This is a genomic window from Nocardia sp. NPDC049935 (assembly GCF_055586645.1).
This window is the reverse complement of record NZ_JBVJHV010000001.1, coordinates 310,150-326,544: the sequence shown is the minus strand read 5'-3', so window position 1 is coordinate 326,544 and position 16,395 is coordinate 310,150. Positions and strand designations below refer to the sequence as shown.

Annotated in this window: 14 protein-coding genes; all 14 read right to left on the bottom strand. The window is 69.4% G+C overall.

What is annotated here, in order from left to right:
- Window positions 1-82: 82 nt before the first annotated feature.
- Window positions 83-1,765, bottom strand: coding sequence for a peptidoglycan DD-metalloendopeptidase family protein (locus ACZ6SF_RS01565; protein WP_466059742.1), 1,683 nt, complete (start codon window positions 1,763-1,765; stop codon window positions 83-85).
- Window positions 1,766-1,784: 19 nt separating this feature from the next.
- Window positions 1,785-2,093, bottom strand: a complete 309-nt coding sequence (locus tag ACZ6SF_RS01560) for a transposase (protein WP_466059740.1) — start codon at window positions 2,091-2,093, stop codon at window positions 1,785-1,787.
- Window positions 2,090-4,141, bottom strand: a complete 2,052-nt coding sequence (locus ACZ6SF_RS01555; protein WP_466059738.1) for a hypothetical protein — start codon at window positions 4,139-4,141, stop codon at window positions 2,090-2,092. Before ACZ6SF_RS01555 ends, ACZ6SF_RS01560 begins: the two co-directional genes overlap by 4 nt.
- 7 nt (window positions 4,142-4,148) lie before the next feature.
- Window positions 4,149-5,639, bottom strand: a complete 1,491-nt coding sequence (locus ACZ6SF_RS01550) for an SCO6880 family protein (protein ID WP_466059736.1) — start codon at window positions 5,637-5,639, stop codon at window positions 4,149-4,151.
- Window positions 5,636-7,180, bottom strand: coding sequence for a hypothetical protein (locus tag ACZ6SF_RS01545; protein WP_466059734.1), 1,545 nt, complete (start codon window positions 7,178-7,180; stop codon window positions 5,636-5,638). Before ACZ6SF_RS01545 ends, ACZ6SF_RS01550 begins: the two co-directional genes overlap by 4 nt.
- Before the next feature lie 20 nt (window positions 7,181-7,200).
- A complete protein-coding gene (locus ACZ6SF_RS01540) occupies window positions 7,201-8,007 on the bottom strand; it encodes a DUF8175 domain-containg protein (protein ID WP_466059733.1) in 807 nt (268 codons plus the stop codon).
- Complete coding sequence (locus ACZ6SF_RS01535; protein WP_466059731.1) at window positions 8,004-8,654, bottom strand: DUF8175 domain-containg protein; 651 nt, start codon at window positions 8,652-8,654, stop codon at window positions 8,004-8,006. The genes ACZ6SF_RS01540 and ACZ6SF_RS01535 overlap by 4 nt, the downstream gene beginning before the upstream one ends.
- 31 nt (window positions 8,655-8,685) lie before the next feature.
- A complete protein-coding gene (locus tag ACZ6SF_RS01530) occupies window positions 8,686-8,955 on the bottom strand; it encodes a hypothetical protein (protein ID WP_357426861.1) in 270 nt (89 codons plus the stop codon).
- 7 nt (window positions 8,956-8,962) lie between these two features.
- Window positions 8,963-9,262 carry a hypothetical protein gene (locus ACZ6SF_RS01525; RefSeq protein ID WP_449996789.1) on the bottom strand — a complete coding sequence of 100 codons (300 nt, stop codon included), beginning with the start codon at window positions 9,260-9,262 and terminating at the stop codon, window positions 8,963-8,965.
- Between the two features lie 93 nt (window positions 9,263-9,355).
- Window positions 9,356-10,009, bottom strand: a complete 654-nt coding sequence (locus ACZ6SF_RS01520; protein ID WP_466059729.1) for a hypothetical protein — start codon at window positions 10,007-10,009, stop codon at window positions 9,356-9,358.
- 76 nt (window positions 10,010-10,085) lie between these two features.
- Entirely contained in the window at window positions 10,086-10,955 is an 870-nt protein-coding gene (locus ACZ6SF_RS01515; RefSeq protein ID WP_466059727.1) for a MinD/ParA family ATP-binding protein, read from the bottom strand.
- A 14-nt stretch (window positions 10,956-10,969) separates the two neighbouring features.
- Window positions 10,970-11,884: a DUF8176 domain-containing protein gene (locus tag ACZ6SF_RS01510; RefSeq protein WP_466059725.1), complete on the bottom strand. Its 915-nt coding sequence runs from the start codon at window positions 11,882-11,884 to the stop codon at window positions 10,970-10,972.
- Between the two features lie 57 nt (window positions 11,885-11,941).
- Window positions 11,942-13,588: a cutinase family protein gene (locus ACZ6SF_RS01505; RefSeq protein WP_466059724.1), complete on the bottom strand. Its 1,647-nt coding sequence runs from the start codon at window positions 13,586-13,588 to the stop codon at window positions 11,942-11,944.
- Window positions 13,589-13,884: 296 nt separating this feature from the next.
- The gene (locus tag ACZ6SF_RS01500) at window positions 13,885-16,275 is read right to left on the bottom strand and encodes a RelA/SpoT family protein (protein WP_466059723.1); all 2,391 of its coding nucleotides are present in this window, start codon (window positions 16,273-16,275) and stop codon (window positions 13,885-13,887) included.
- Between the last annotated feature and the right edge of the window lie 120 nt (window positions 16,276-16,395).

Below are 16,395 nucleotides of genomic sequence, written 5' to 3'. Positions count from 1 at the left end.
ACCACCAGTCCCGCACCCGCACTCGTCTTCTCATTCCAGGCTAACCGCCCGGACGACCGGTCCGGCGCCGATCCGCGCGTGTTCACAGCACCCTCCTCGCCCGGGCGTCGCCGGGTACCGCCGTCTGCGCCACGCCACCGGCGGCCTCGGCGGTCTCCGCGGGCGCCGCGTGGATCATCTGCCCGTCGCCGGCATAGATGCCCACGTGGGCGGGCCCCCGCGGGCCGAAATCGGTGAATACCAGATCGCCCGGCCGCATCTGGGCCACCGGGACCTCGGCGCCGGCCTCCCACTGCTGTTCGGCGGTCCGCGGCAGGGTGACCGCCCCCGACGACGCGGCGAACACCGCCGCCGAGGTCAGGCCCGGACCGTCCAGGCCGCCGGCGCTGGGCCCCTGCGGGCCGCCGCCGCCCCAGACATACGGGGTACCGAGCCATTCGTGCGCGGCCTGCACCACCTGGTCGCCCGCGGCGCCCTCCGCGTCGGGGCTGAATCGTCCCGCGGCGCCGGGATCCCGGTACTCCGCCTCCATCGACAGGATGTTCGTGACGTAGGGCTGGGTCTCGGAATAGTGCGCGGCCACCTGATTCGGCATACCGCCCGAGGCGAGAACGGCGCCCTCACCGGCGTTGTAGGCGGCCAGGGTCAGCGCGACCACATCACCCTGGACCCGGCCCTCGGCGATCCATCCGCTCACCTTCCCCGCGATGGCGCACATGTACCGGCCCTGGCCGACGATCGCGTCACCGTCGTCCCATACGCTGGCGATTCCATTGCCGTCGGCATCGATGACATAGGGCTGTCCGTCGTCCGGGTTGATACTCGCGGCGGTCCCGGGCAGGAACTGCGCGAGACCCTGCGCCCCCGCCGGTGAGGTGAGACCGCGCCGGAATCCCGATTCCTGGCGTCCCTGCGCGGCCAGCAGCGACGGCGTGACCTCCGGGCACAGCGAGCCCGCCCGCCGGTACCAGATCTCGAGTTCCGGCGGCACCTTCCCACCGGCCAGCGCGCCGCCGGGAGTGCCGAAACCGCGGACGCACTGCGGGTCGACCGAGAAGGCGCGGGCGCCACCCAGATCGGGGGTCGGCGAACCGTCCAGCCACGGCATCGGATCGATCTGCCGGCCGCCGGTGAACCGGCCACCGGGCACCACCTCGAAATGCAGATGCGGACCGCTGGATTCGCCGGCCGATCCGACCGCGCCGATATGCTGACCCGCTCGCACGGTCTCCCCCACCCGCACCAGCACACCGTGATCCCACATATGCCCGTACACGGTGGAGAACGCGCGCCCGTTGCCCGGATCCACCGAGTCGACCACGATCCAGTTCCCGAATCCGGACGCCGGGCCCGCGGCCACCACCACTCCGTCGGAGACCGCGAAGATGGGGGTGCCGTCGGGCGCGGCCAGGTCGACGCCCTTGTGCCCGCCGCCGCGGGAGCCGAAGACATCGGATACCGAATAGGTTCCGGCGGCCATCGGCCAGGTGCGATCCAGCGGACCCGCGCCGGCGGCCAGCGACGGGGTGGCGGTGGCGGCCGGGTTGGCCGTGGACGGCGCGGGGATACCGGTCGCGGCGGGTCCGGCGGCGCGCGGATCGCCCGGCGCGTAACCACCCAGCGGCGGCAGCGTCGATTGGCCCGGGTTCAGCACCGAACCCCCTTCACAGGGGTCGTCGACCGCGGGCATCACGATGACCAGCACCACCGTCAGCAGCCCGATCACCAGGCCGAGAGTCGACCACAGCACCGATTTCGCGTTCACGGCCGCGCCCTCGCAGGGTTCACGTGTGACGCCGGGATTCGTTCAGGGTGTCGGCGAGAGCCCGGTTCACCTCGGCCGCGGCGGCCAGTTGCTGCTGCAGCAGGGTGACCTTGCGCCGCAACGCCGCGGCGTCCATCCGTTCCAGACTCGGCCCCTCCGCCGCCCGTACCCAGTTGCGTACCGAATTGGTGTGCACGCCGATCTGTTCGGCGACCACCCGGCAGGCCTCCGATTCGCTGCGCAATTTCCCGGTCAGCGCCAGGACCTGTTCCACCGCGGCGGCCCGGACCTCGGGGGACACCCGGCGATACGAGCGGTGCGGCATCATGACGGTCTCCCACCCACCGTGGGGGTGCCGTCCGGCGTCCCCTGACCGCCGGCCGACCTGCCCGGATAGGAGGTGAACTCCTCGAACCGCTGGTTGGTGTCGTGGATACCGCTGAGCTTCTCGGCCGGTGTGAATTCCATGTGGAAGGGAATCCCGGGACGCCGGTCCTCACCGATCTTCAGCAGGAACTTACCGGTGCCGGGCGGCGACGGCCGCTGCTGACCGGGTTTGAGGGCCTCGCCCGTGAGCGCCTGGGGTGCCGACCAGCTGGTCACCATCTCCTCCTCGGCCGAGGTGAACGGGACCGTGCTGTCCAGCCGTTTGATCTCCTCGGCGGGTAGCGCGCCGAAGATCTTGGCCCGCGCCCGTTCCAGGAATCCGAGCGCCTTGGCGATCGCGGCCTCCGAGCCCAGCGCCTGCAGATCCTTGATCGTATGGCTGATCATGATCAGCGACGTGGCGATACCGCGCTGCAGGCGGGTGAGTTCGTCGACGCGGTCGACCATGAAATCGCCGAGACCCAGCACCTGCCACAGCTCGTCCATCACCACCTGGAAATAGCGCTGCGGCGCCATCCCGGCATCGGTGAGGGTGTGCGCGGCCTCCACCGCGGCGAACCCGTCGGCCCAGCAGGCCAGCATGACCGCGGCCTTGAGTTTCTTGTCGCCGTTGGGGATATGGGAGACATCGATGCAGACGGCCACCGAATCGGTGTCGATGGGCACCGTGGTCTGTCCGTTGAAGACCGCGCCGAACGGGCCCTGGGTGAGCGCGCGCATGGAACGCCGCAATCCGCGGATGGCCTCGTGGTATTCGGCCGGATCGTCGGCGCCGGCGTCGAGCATCATCTGCTCGCCGCCCGCCACGATGACCTCCAGCAGGTTCTCCATGATCGGCGGCGAATCGGGGGTGTAACCGCTGCCCGGCCGGTACAGGATCCGCAGCGCGGTGGAGATCAGCGTCTCCTCGTAGTCGCGCACCCGCGCCCCGCGCACCAGCTCGACGAGACCCGCGATCAAGGTCACCTGCCGGGCCCGCAGGTCCTGCAGTACCTGCTGCTGGAGTTCGGGATGCTCCTCGAGCAGTGGAACGATTTCGCCGAGAACGCCACCGGCGAGCGGATTGAGTTTGCCGTGACCGTAACCGAGGTCGATCACCTGACCGCCCACCAGCTCCACCAGTTTCCGGTAGTCCGGTTTGACGTCGGCCAGGATCAGCGGGGTGATGTTCTGCGCGACCCCGCCGAGCACGATCCGGCGGACCAGCGAGGATTTACCGAAACCGTTGAGCCCCAGCACGAACAGGCTCGGCGCGGTGATGAAGCTGCCTCGCATGAACCAGTTCATCGGGTCGAAACATACCGGCGCGCCGGTGTGCAGATGCGATCCCAGCGGAGTCCCGATCAGCGGCGCGCCGGCGCCGACCGACCACGGCCACAGACCGGCGACCTGCGCGGTGGTGGCCCGGTACTCCACCGGCCGGCCCACCACGTTCATCCGGCCGCCGCCCGCGCCGGCGAAACCGCGGTCGGTGAGTTGTGCCGTCTGCCGGTCGAAACCGTCCTGGAACTCCTGTTCGGCGCGCGCGGCGTAGTTGCGGCGGCGGATATCGTCGGTGCGCACCCGGAAACTCGCCCAGGCCGCGCGCAGCCCGGCGCCCTCCCGGCTGAGTTCCTCCAGCCGCGACCGGGTGGCGGCGTCCAGCAACGGCGGCCCCTGCTGCCGTTTCCTCTCCGCCCGCACCTTGGCCCGGCGGGCCGCCTTGTCGAATTCCGGTGTACCCATCGCCCGGTCGGCGGTGGTGTCCACCCGCGCCCGGCGAGCCCGGTCCCGGCCGGCCCCGCCGGCGGCGCCGTCGCGCGGTGTCCGGGTGCGGCGTTCGGTACGCGAGCGTTCGGCCTCCCGCCGCTCTCCGGCGGGCGGACCGTGCTGTCCGTCCCGTTCGGCCCGGATGCGGCGTTCCTCGTCGCGGCCGGATCGGATCCGTTCGCCGGTGGCGGTCCGGACCCGGTTCCGTTCCCGGACGGGAGGCTCGTGCTCGCGTGCCATCAGTCGTTCACCCCGCCAATGCTTTAGGAATGGTCGCGTGCTCGGGCAGGATCACCCCGCAGCCGAGCGAGGCCGCGAACGCCGCCGCCTGGTAGCGGTAGCAGCGGCGGATCTTCAACCGGGCCTGCGTGGACAGGTCGCGGGTGATGGCCTCGATACGCGGCAGGTCGCCGCGCAGCGGTTCGGTAATGGTCACCAGGGCGCCGAATCGGGTGACACCGTGGCCGCGCGCCTGTTCTTCGCGCGCCTGCTGGGTCGCGCCGACCCGCAGTGTGGCCGACGCCGAGACCACGCCGCGTTCGCTCTGCTGGGCGACCAGGGCGTTCTTGAAATCGTCGTCCACGATCTCGGCGGCGTCGGCCGCCGAATGCGGGCGGTACACGATGGCGATCCGTTTCCGCGGGACCTCGGGATTCGGTGCCAGCAGCCGCTGCAGGACCCGTTCGTCCACCGCGCCCTCGGGGGCGGTGTCCATCTCCCAGGTGACCGACCGGGCGCCGTCGTGGAGCAGATGGTCCCATTTCTCGTCGTTCGACACAGGGCCGGCATCGGCCCAATCCAGGCCGTGGCCTTCGGGTTCCCCGGCCGCGACCTCGAGGTCGGCCTGGGAGGCCGGATCGTAGCTGCGCCGGATGAACGCGATCACCTCGTCGGCCGACATCGGCTGCGCCCGGACCCCGGCCTCGGCCAGCGCGGCGCAGATCCCGGGCAGCCGGCGGCCGATCTCGACCGCTTCCTCGGCCGGGTTCTTGCGCCGCTCCGCGGTGGTGGCCTTGAAGGTGATCGCCACCCGGGGCAGCAGCTGCACCCGCTCCTGCGGGAGTTCGGTGGCCAGTTCGTACATCACCTGCTGGGCCAGATCGGGCGATTCCGGCCGGGTGATGGTGGAGACCTCGGTGAGCAACCGGTTCCCGGTCTCGGGCACGGTGTCGATCACCGGTACCACCGCGACGATATCGCTGGTCTGGCCGACCGAGGCGAGGAAGGTGCCCCAGGCCGAGACCCAGCGGTCGATCACCGGCTGGTCCACCGCCTCGTGGCCCTGCGGCCATGCGCGCAGGACCACCGTGTACTGGGCGAACTGCGGTAGGTGGATCATGCCGAAGCTGTAACCGCCGGCGTCGATCCCCTCGTACAGTTTCGAGGGCGCGAGCAACCCCGGGAGCCGGGTGAAACCACCCGGCACCCGGGAGAACCGGCCGCCGCGGTACACGTGCTCGCCGCGGCTGCGCGAACGCATCCAGTGGAACATCATCAATCCCGTCTCGTAGCCGGAGCGCCCTCCGCGTCGCATGACCAGGGGCGCCATGATCACCACACCGACCCCGCCCACGATGGCACCCCACTGGAAACCGCCGACCATCGCGGTGAACAGCGCGGTGATGACCACGACGAACCCGAGAACGGTCTCTTCCCAGCGCAGGCCGAAAAGGCCGGCGCTGCGCGGTTTCTGCCACAACCCGTAGGAGCGGCGTTCGTAGGTTTCGGTGCTGGTCATCGGGGGATGGTGCTCCTGCCGAGGTCGGGGGAACGATTCGTCCAGCCGTCACCCGCGACCTCGCCCATCGCTTGATCCGCGCGAGTCATACCGGTGTTCGCGGACCGCGCGGCAGCGATGCGGTTGGCCATGCCGGACGCTCCGGACGGTACACCGCCGGATCCCGCGGGCGTACCGGACCTTTGCGGTGGCGCTCCCCCGCCGCCGCCCCCGCCGCGTGGTGGCGGCACGGGCCGGGGCGCTCCGCCGCCGCGGCCACCGCCGGGCGGCGGCGGACCGGCCGCGCCCCCGACGTATCCGGCCCGGCCCGGCGCCGCCGCGCCACGCGCGCCGACCGCCTTGGTACCCATGGCGCCCAGACCCGCCGCGGCGATCAGGGTGCCGCCGGCCGCGGTGAGACCCGATCCGCCGCTGCCGACGATCGCGACCGCGGGGGTCACCAGGCGCATGAGCGCGGGCAGTACAAACGCCACGCTGCACAGCAGCACGATGGCCACCAGCATCCGCTGCGCCTGCTCGGCCTCGGGAAGGCCGCCGGCCGGGGTCATCTCGTCTACATGCCCCGCGGTGGTGAACGCGATCATGTAGACGATCGCCGCCACCGGTTTCCACAACATGAACGCGATGATCCAGCCGACCAGTTTCTGATACGACTGTTTGCCGATACTCATCCCCGACGAGGCCGCCGCCAGCGGAAGTACGCCCGCCGCGATCACCAGCAACCCCTGCCGGACGATGGCCAGCACGATCTGCGCCAGTGCGCCGAGCAGACCGACGATCGCGATGATCAGCACCAAGCCGGGCGAGAATGCCTGGAGCGCACTGGTTTTCACCATCAGTTCGGCGAGATTGCGGGCATTGCCGTCGGTGGAGTCCTGGATGATCCATTCGGCGAACCGGTCCGAGGCCTGGGTCCCGGCCACGATCACCGCGCCGAGCATCCAGGAACTGAACACCACCCGGGTGAACATGCGGAACGATTCGGCCGCCTCGTCCATCGCTCCGCCGCGTCTGGCCTCGGCCAATCGCAGACCTGTGATGATGATCGAGGCCATCAGCAGCAGTATCTGCACCTGATAGGTGTAGTCGTTGATCTTGGTGAACAGACTGCCGGAATCACTGGCCACCTCGTTGGGGACCTTCATCCAGAAGGTGAGGGCCAGGATGATGGCCTCGCCGAGACCGTTCATCAGCGAATCGACCACCTTGCCGAAGGTCGAATCCCACGCCTTGTCCTTGATCGCGTCGGCCGCCTGCCCGGGATGCGAGCCCGCGTTGCCGGCCTTACAGACCGCCGAGGCGGCGTCACCGAGCGAGATCCCCGGAATGCCGAGGTCGTCGAGGGTGTCGTGGATCTCGTTACAGGTCTCGTCGAATCCGTAGGTCTGGCCGTAGGCCACCGTCGGCGTCGCGACCATCACGGTGAAGATCACCGCGAAGATCGTGAGGAACCGTCTGGCCAGCGATACCCGGCGAGAGATCGCAGGGGCCTGCCGCGCCGCGGCGGGCGGGCTTTCTTCGCGCACTAGCTGAGCTTCCACATTCCGTCCCAACACTGGAATCACCATCGAGTCCACCCCTCGAGCGATTCGACGTACTCGGTCTGCGTATTCGGCGACGTGGTCGGCTTGAGCCGCCAATCGCCCGCGTCCCACACCATGATCAGCCGCAAGGTCACCCACACCGGCTTGCCGTCCAGCGCCGGAGCCCGCAACGCCAGCCGCACGATCGCCATATCGTCGGCGTAGTCGTCGACCTTGAACGCGTCGGAGGCCACCAGGTACTTGGTCACCGATACCGGCTGCTGCTCGGGCAGCCGCTCGGAATCCAGTGCCTGGTCGTAGGCCGCGATCTGCTGCGCCGACACCCGCACCTGCCGCACGTACAGGTCGCGGTGCGCCGGCCGGGCATTGAGGCGGTAGGTGATCTGCGCGGCGGCCAGCGCCGCGCCCTGCGGCGTATGCGAATACCCGACCGCCAGACCGTCCTCGATCCGATGCGGACCGTCGGAGGTCGAGAACGGCACCGAGGCACCGTAGACCCGCTGCCAGCCGCGCGGTTGCGTGGTGCCGGCGGGCGCCGCGGTCAGCCAGTCGGGATCGGCCGGATTGCGCTGCGGTGACGGGTCCTGCGGCAGGGCCTGCCCCGCGGGATTGTTGGGAATATCGACACGGCGATTGAAGATGTCCACCTCCGGATCGGCGAAACCCTCGCCCACGGCGGCCGCGGGCGCGGGACCGGATTCGGGCTCGGAGTCCCGTCCGGTCCACATCACGACGCCGACGACCACGATCAGTGCCAGGACCGCCGCGGACGCCACGACACCGAAGGAGACGCGGTCACGCTGGTAGGTCTCCTTCCCGCTCACTTCGGTGCCTCCAATTTCACAGTGTCACTCGGTAATTCGTCGACAGGGTCGATCGGTCTGGTGGTCGCCGCGGGATCGGGCAGCCGTAATCTCCAATCCTGCGCGAACCACTCCACGGTCGTATGGTTCACCGCCTTCGAGCTGTCCGAATACTCGCTGTACACGTCCACCTGCGCCCGCTGCTCGGTGTACTCGGTGATCCGGTAGCCGAGCAGCCGCGGCGCGTACACCGGGTCGGCCGGGCCGCTGATCGACACCTGCACCCGGTTCACCGCCCATTCGTCCTTCGCCGCACCCGGAACCACTTCCCGGGCAACGATATTCGACCACTGCCCGTCGTCGGCGATCGCCAGGCGCACGGCGTGCACCATGGCGGCGACCCCCGCCCCGGGCGGCGAGTGATCGAAACCCGTTGCCGCGCCTTCGGTTTCGGCACGCGGACCCTGATCCGTCCGGGGTAACGGTACCCCTTGGAAGGGCTGCCAGCGCACATTCGTCGGCGGCGCCGAGAGATCCGGCGGCGCCGCGGCGTCGCCGGAACCGCAGCCGACGACACCCGCCAGCAGGGCCGCCGACACCAGCCCGGCGGCCCGCGTCGCGGCGGGCCGGCCGGTCCGGCCGGCGGCCGGTGACACGGTCGAATTCATCCGCAGGTCGTTCCCCTCGCCTCGCCCCGGTTCATCCGGGCAGGAACGCCAGGGCGATACCGGAGGCGGTGCTCGCGACGGCCGCGCCGAGCAGGCTCATGAGCACACCGTGCGAGGCGTCGTTCATCGCCAGATCGCCCTTGAAGGTGAGCCACAGCTTGCCGGCGGAGACGATCATCCACGCCAGACAGCCCATGAGCACGAACCACAACAGCCAGTTCAGCAACTGCATCAGCGGTTCCAGCACTTCGGCCGGCATCTGCTTGTAGGCCAATACCCCGGCCGCCCCGACCAGATCCATTACTACCTCACGTTCCGATCACGGCGTTCATGATGGTGCCCGCGCTGGTGGCGACCACACCACCGATCATGGCTCCCGCCACCATCTTCGGGGATTCCAGACCGCCGCCCGTCCACTTCTCCCACGCGAATTTACCTCCCGCGTAGATGATTCCGCAGATTCCGGACAGGAGTACGAACCAGGTGAGGTAGCGGACCAACTGCAGGATCTTCTCCGAACCGGGCGGGGCCTCCGGGGTCGGATTGCCGACCTGGGCCACCACCACCGCGTCGTAGGCCTGGTGAACCGCGAGGAATACGGTGCTCATCGGGTGCCTTTCTCGATAGCTGAGGTGCAACATTCGGTCCGCGCGAGCGCGGGGAGCACGTACCGGGTGGCGTGCTCGACGGCGATCACGGCATCACTCCTCTACGAATCTCGATCGGCCCCGGGTGGGGGCGGCCTCCGATTCTTCCAGCGCGGCACGGGCGGCCGCGACGATCTCCGAACCGAGTTCCCGGATGTCGAGGGGAACTTCGTCGAGTGGATCCATCCGGCGCCGCCGCTGGGTGGGTAGCGCCATACCCGGTGTCCAGACCGGGAGTTTCTCCGGTTCGACCAGGGTCCACTCCTCGTACCAGGGCACCTGCCACACCTGCCCGGCCAGGGAGGCCACCACCTCGCGGTAGCGGCGGATCTCCGGAGCCATCCGGCCCGGGCGCGCCGCGACCGTGATCAACCCGAGGACCTGGCTGGGCCCGGCGATTCCGGAGTGGTGCTGGCGCAGCAGGTCGTGGGCGTGGGTCAGCCCGGCGATGGTCTCCCGGGCGACCAGCACGACGAACGGCGATTCCCGCTCGTACACGCCGGGCCAGCGGCGGCCGGAATCCGCGGCGGGCGCCAGGACATGGGCCAGGCTGCTGGCGCCCGCGCCGCCGTGCACACCCAGCAACCACACCAGTGGCGCCCGGCCCGCGCCGGGTACGGGACGATCCCAGATGGCGGCGCGGCGGGATTCCGGCGGTGGCACCACTCCGGCGGTGGCGGAACGGTCCGGTCGGCGAGGAAGATTCATAGCAACAGACATGATGCCTCGCTCGGAGTCGCCGCATACAGTCCGCGCGGGGCGCGGACCCGGCCGAGGTGCCGCCTCATGACGTCATCCCCGCCAGTAGCGTTTCGTACGCCTGCCGGGTCTCCAAGGCCAGGTCGAGATGACGGACCAGTTCGCCGCGCGCGAGCAGCGGGTCGTAGGGCACCTCGACGATTTCGCGGACCCACCCGGACAGATGCTCTCGCAGATGCTCGGCCACCCGGGAATCGGCACCCGGCTGCTGATGCGAGATGACGATCGTGGTGTCGCCGACGATACCGCCGCCCATGGGTTCGGCGGCGTCGTCGTATTCGTCGTCCAGCCATTCCAGCGTCACCCGCAGGCGGTTGGCCGCGTCGGTGCGGGCCGGGATGGCCAGGACCAGCGCCACATCCGCGTCGTCGAGCAGCGGCCGCAACTGGCGGCTCGCGATGGGGTTACCGCCGTCGTAGACGCCGGTGTACCCGGCCTGATCCACCGCGCGGGCCACGGTGAGGTAGCTGGCCCGGCGGCGCAGCGGCGCGGCATCGCGCCACAGCAGCCCGATTCCGGACGTCGCCCGCGACATACATTCCTTCAGCGGGGCGGCTTCGTCGTCACCGCGGCCGTACAGCCACTGCTGCAGGCTGATCGGATGCAGATGCTCGTCGGCGCCGCGCAGCGCCAGATCGCCGCCCGCGGGGGTCGCGTCGACGGCTACGGTATGGGTGCCCGAGAGCCCGAGTTCACCGGCCAGTCCCAGCGTGGTGGTCGTGGTTCCGGCGCCGCCGCAGCCGCCCACCACCAGGATCGGACGGGCCGCGCCCGCGGCGCGTGCGCGGCCCTCGCCACGCAACCGCACCACCGATGCCCTGCCGGTTCCGTCCGCCTCGTCCGCCGCACCGGAATCCGGTGCGGTGTCGAGCCAGCGGCTCCAATCCTCTCCCATCGCTGCACTCTCCTCTATCCGGCCGAAATACCCGTGATGAGGGTGCGACCGTCGATCACCGCGGTGGTGACCGTTTGCCTGCTGTAGGTGACCGGCGCGTCGTCACCGGGCCGGTACTCGGTGACCTCGACCGTATGCTCGCCGGCCGCCCCCGTCACAATCCGGACACAGTGCCCGGTTCCGGTGGCGACACTGTCGATTCCGGCCTGGATCACCTCGACCGGCGGCACCGGCGCCCCGGGGGCGACCACGGCGTATGCCTCGGTACCGGAACGCTGCACGTAGTAGGCGTATTGGAAGCGCAGAATGGCGTCCGGCCCGGAATCGGTGCTACCCGGGCCGGCGCCGCGCACCACGGCCCCGGATCGTTCGTCGGGGCAGCGCGCGGCGACCGGAACCACCCCGGTATCACCGGCGGTGAAGCGCAGGCCCGCACCGTCGTCGGGACCGGCCGCCCGGGGCGCGCCGGGGGCCAGCAGGTAGAGCACCACCGCCGCCGCGATCGCGAGCAGGACCACCGCGGCGACCAGGACGCCGAAGGTGCGCAGCCGGCGGGCCCGGCGGCCCGGCCCCGCGTCCCGCAGCCGCGCCGGGGTCCGGCCGATACGGGCGGGTTCGTCGAGTTCGTCGTCGGGCCACGGGAACCGCACCACGTCGCCGTCACGGTCCTGACCCGGCGCGTCCACCCAATCGGACCAGCCGCCGGTGAAATCACTGCGCCGGCCCGAGAGCTCGGCGGGCGCGGGGTCGGGTGCCGCCGAGGCGCTACCGGCCGCGGGAATGTAGTCGGGATAGCGGGCAGGGCCGTCTTCGCCGGGCCCGGCGGCGATATCACGCTGCGCCGCCCGGGCCGCGTCGCCCGCGTGACCCTCCCCCTCGGGTTCGAGCGGACCATACCATCTGTCTAGCTTTTTGTAGGGCTTCAACATTCCCCCATTCCCGTGGCGCCGGGCACGTGATGTCGCATCATCGATCCCTCTCGGCGATCAGTTCACGGAGAACGAGTCGGTTTCGGTTGTCGGGGGTGCCAGGGGCGGGGCAACCGACGGCTCATCCGAGGAGGCACCGTCGGCTCCTGTCCCAAATGGGAATTGTCCCGTACCGGACGGAGCAGGCGCGGGAGACGCGCCGGGTTCGGCCCCGAAGAATCCGCCGGAAGGCGGTACACCGGCATTCGGAGCGCTTCCCGCCGGGGGCGTGACCTCGCCGGAAACCGGTTCGTGCCCACTTCCGTGCACTGCCGCGAGATCTCGCGCGGCAGCGGCGAACCAGTCCGCGATGAACCGCGTCGGCGCGTCGCCGGTGGCCGAAATGGCCGCGTTGCCATAGGCCTGATGCCGCTGGATGGTGTCCCAGTACCGCACCCAGGTGGTGGTGTTGAGCAGTTCGCTGTTGTCGGTGATGTTCTCGATCACCGAATCGAATGCCTGGCTCACCAGCCGGATACCGGTGGTCGGCGGAATCAGCTGCGGAATCGCGCCGAGGAGTTTGGTTCCCAGCAGCAGCAGCGCCGCCGGCGGGTTCGCCAGCCCGGCGGTGGCGAGTTCGGCGATCGCGGCCGGATTCAGCACCGTGCGCACCACCGTCACCACCGCGTTCAGGCCGATCATGCCCACTTTCAGCAGCGCCCGCATGGCGCCCGGAATATCCAGCGGGGTCCGCGGATCGGCGGCGTCGGCGAGCCGCTGTGAGATCGACTTCTTCGGTGAGATGTTCAGATTCGCCAGCGAGGTGCCCGAGATATCCTCGTTGACCACCTTGGTGGCCGTTTTGATCGAGGTGAAGGCGAGCGCCTGGGCGATCGAGGTGAGCGAGGCGATCGGATCGCCGCCGCTGAGCTTCATCTGGCCGACCACCCCGGCGACCGCCTTGAGGATCGGCGCGCCCTCGGGGGCGTCGCAGGCGAGATCGCCCGCCGCGCAGAAACTCGCGACCCGGCCGGTGAGGGCGCCGAAATTCTCCGCGGAGTCCCGGTTCGGGGCGATACCGCCACCGGTGGCCGGTGATTGCGGCAGCGCCGCGATATCCGCGATCAGCGTGCCCTCGGTCCCCGGCGCCGGATCCGGGTTCGCCTTGCCCGGAGCGCCGGGAAACAAGGGGGCGCCCGGATTTCGGGTGGGATCGCCGATCAGCGCCACCGCCGCGATCTTCTCCGGCGGCAACGAGCCCTGCCCCTGCCCGACCTCCTGCGCGAACACGGAGGCCACATGGGCGCCCTGGGAGTACCCCACGACGGCGAAGCGGGTTTCGGGGCAGCGCTGCGCCACCGAGCCGGCCATACTGCGCAACCGCATCAGCCCGCCGGTCACCGAATCCGAATACGGTGTGGCGCTGCCCCCGTCGACACCCCCGAAACTGGACTCGTAGGGCACGTAGGCGCGATCCACCAGGCCCTGCTCGGGCGCGGCGGCCAGCAGCGGCCGGAACACCGTCGACAGCATGCCGGTATCGGTGGTGGGCGCGGCGTCCGGCGAGGATTCACCGGTTCCCTGGATTCCCAGCGCGTACAGCGCCGGACACGAGGAAACCGAGAGTTCCGTCGCGGGTCCCGCCGGATTCGGCGGTTGAGCGTGAGCGGGGCTGTGGCCACCTGCCGTCACGGTCGCCACAGCGACGGTGAGTGCGATCAGCATCCCCGAGAATCTTGTGTATCCAGCCATAGCGACCCGCAATCAGTCCTACGCAGTTACCGAGCGCGACGAAACGCAATAGACGGTAACAGATTCCGGCTATGACCGCAGACGCGGCGAAGAGTTTACGCAACCCGCCAGGCGGAACTGCACACGACGCGGCGCGTCGAGGCCCGAACGTTATGAATTTCCGGCAATCGGGGCAGCGGTGCCAAGACCCCGAAACGCCGGCCGGGCCCGCGTGCGGCGTCACCGCGTCCACGGGCCCCGGCCCGCCCGGGCGAACCGGGAGCTACGCCTCAGGCGGCGGAGGTGACCCGGTAGACGTCGTAGACACCCTCGACGTTGCGGACCACATTCAGCAAGTGCCCCAGATGCTTCGGATCACCCATCTCGAAGGTGAACTTGCTGATCGCGACCCGGTCGCCGTGGGTGGTTACCGACGCGGACAGGATATTGACCTTCTCGTCGGCCAGCACCTTCGTGACATCGGAGAGTAGACGCGTGCGATCCAGGGCCTCGATCTGGATGGCCACCAGGAACACCGAATGCGGTGACGGCGCCCATTCCACATCGATGATGCGTTCGGACTGGTCCCGCAGCGAATCGGCGTTGGTGCAGTCCACCCGGTGCACGCTGACCGAACCGCCGCGGGTGACGAAACCCATGATCTCGTCGCCCGGGACCGGTGTACAGCATTTGGCCAGTTTCGCCACGGTGCCCTCGGCACCGGGAATCAGCACGCCCGCATCGCCGCTGAGCCGCTGCCGCGGTGGCGTGGTGGAGGGTGTGGACCGTTCGGCGAGTTCGTTCTCCACATCGCCGATCCCGCCGAGCTGCGCCATCAGGCGCTGTACGACATGGCGGGCCGAGACCTGGTGCTCACCGACCGCGGTGTAGAGCATGGAGATATCGCCGTAGTGCAACTCGTGCGCGACGGCGGTCATGGCGTCGACGTTCATCAGCCGCTGCAGCGGCAGCCCGACGCGCTTGACCTCCTTGTTGATCTGCTCCTTGCCGTTCTCCAGCGCCTCTTCGCGGCGTTCCTTGGCGAACCACTGGCGGATCTTGGCCTTGGCGCGCGGCGAGACCACGAAACTCTGCCAGTCGCGGCTCGGCCCGGCATTGGGCGCCTTGGAGGTGAAGACCTCGACGACCTCACCGTTCTCGAGCTGGCGCTCCAGTGCGACCAGCCGCCCGTTCACCCGCGCGCCGATGCATTTGTGCCCGACCTCGGTATGCACCGCGTAGGCGAAATCCACCGGAGTCGACTTCTGCGGCAGGGTGATCACATCACCCTTGGGCGTGAAGACGAAGATCTCCGGCGCCTTGAGATCGAACCGCAGCGATTCCAGGAACTCGGCCGGATCCGCGGCCTCCCGCTGCCAGTCGAGCAGCTGCCGCATCCAGGCCATATCGTCGACCTCGGCGGAATCACCGGAATGGCGGCCCTTGGTCTCCTTGTAGCGCCAGTGCGCGGCGATGCCGAACTCGGCCGTCCGGTGCATATCGTGGGTGCGGATCTGCACCTCGAGCGGTTTACCGTCCGGGCCGACCACCGTGGTGTGCAGCGACTGGTACACCCCGTACCGGGGCTGGGCGATGTAGTCCTTGAACCGGCCGGCCATCGGCTGCCACAGCGAGTGCACCACACCGACGGCGGCGTAGCAGTCGCGGACCTCGTCGCACAGGATCCGGATACCCACCAGATCGTGGATATCGTCGAAATCCTTTCCCTTGACGATCATCTTCTGATAGATCGACCAGTAGTGCTTGGGACGGCCCTCGACGGTCGCGGGGATCCGGGACGCCGCCAGGGTGTTGACGATCTCCGCGCGCACTTTGGCCAGGTAGGTGTCACGTGACGGGGCCCGATCCGCGACGAGCCGGACGATCTCGTCGTACTTCTTGGGATGCAGGATCGCGAACGCGAGATCCTCGAGTTCCCATTTGACCGTCGCCATTCCGAGCCGGTGCGCCAGCGGGGCGATCACCTCGAGCGTTTCCCGGGCCTTCTTGGCCTGCTTCTCCGGCGGCAGGAAGCGCATGGTCCGCATATTGTGCAGCCGGTCGGCGACCTTGATCACCAGGACCCGCGGGTCGCGGGCCATCGCGATGATCATCTTGCGGATGGTCTCGGCCTCGGCGGCCGCGCCCAGGTTCACCTTGTCCAGTTTGGTGACGCCGTCGACGAGGTGGGCGACCTCGGGGCCGAAATCGGCGGTCAGCTGTTCGAGGGTGTATCCGGTGTCCTCGACCGTGTCGTGCAGTAGCGCGGCGACCAGGGTCGTGGTGTCCATCCCCAGTTCGGCGAGGATATTCGCGACGGCCAGCGGATGGGTGATGTAGGGATCACCCGATTTCCGGAACTGGGTGGCGTGCCGTTCGTCGGCGACGTCGAACGCCCGCTGCAACTGGGTGAGATTCGCCTTCGGATACAGATCCCGGTGCACCGTGGCCAGCGGTTCGAGCACCGGCTTCACCGCGGGAATACCGCGCTGACCGGTCATCCGCCGGGCGAGCCTGGCCCGCACCCGGCGGGACGCCGAACTCGGGACCGCACCGGACTGCCGGCCGGGCTCCGGTTCGGTGTCACGGCGCGCACCGGCGGCGGGAGCGGGAGTGGAAGCACCCTTGGCCGGTGAGCCGGACGTCTGCTCGACATTCGTCTCGCCCAGATGCTGAGTCATGCCACCACCTCTCCCTGCCACGGCCGATCACCGCAACGTTCCAGACCACCAACTCTAGCCCCCACAGCACCACGGGAAACCCCGCAGCAACAGCATCGACACCTATCGATATCGCCACCC

Coding starts and splice junctions, on each gene's coding strand:
- ACZ6SF_RS01560 (WP_466059740.1), bottom strand. CDS start 2,093: ATGATGCCGCACCGCTCGTATCGCCGGGTGTCCCCCGAGGTCCGGGCC.
- ACZ6SF_RS01555 (WP_466059738.1), bottom strand. CDS start 4,141: ATGGCACGCGAGCACGAGCCTCCCGTCCGGGAACGGAACCGGGTCCGG.
- ACZ6SF_RS01550 (WP_466059736.1), bottom strand. CDS start 5,639: ATGACCAGCACCGAAACCTACGAACGCCGCTCCTACGGGTTGTGGCAG.
- ACZ6SF_RS01535 (WP_466059731.1), bottom strand. CDS start 8,654: ATGAATTCGACCGTGTCACCGGCCGCCGGCCGGACCGGCCGGCCCGCC.
- ACZ6SF_RS01530 (WP_357426861.1), bottom strand. CDS start 8,955: ATGGATCTGGTCGGGGCGGCCGGGGTATTGGCCTACAAGCAGATGCCG.
- ACZ6SF_RS01525 (WP_449996789.1), bottom strand. CDS start 9,262: ATGAGCACCGTATTCCTCGCGGTTCACCAGGCCTACGACGCGGTGGTG.
- ACZ6SF_RS01520 (WP_466059729.1), bottom strand. CDS start 10,009: ATGAATCTTCCTCGCCGACCGGACCGTTCCGCCACCGCCGGAGTGGTG.
- ACZ6SF_RS01515 (WP_466059727.1), bottom strand. CDS start 10,955: ATGGGAGAGGATTGGAGCCGCTGGCTCGACACCGCACCGGATTCCGGT.
- ACZ6SF_RS01510 (WP_466059725.1), bottom strand. CDS start 11,884: ATGTTGAAGCCCTACAAAAAGCTAGACAGATGGTATGGTCCGCTCGAA.
- ACZ6SF_RS01505 (WP_466059724.1), bottom strand. CDS start 13,588: ATGCTGATCGCACTCACCGTCGCTGTGGCGACCGTGACGGCAGGTGGC.
- ACZ6SF_RS01500 (WP_466059723.1), bottom strand. CDS start 16,275: ATGACTCAGCATCTGGGCGAGACGAATGTCGAGCAGACGTCCGGCTCA.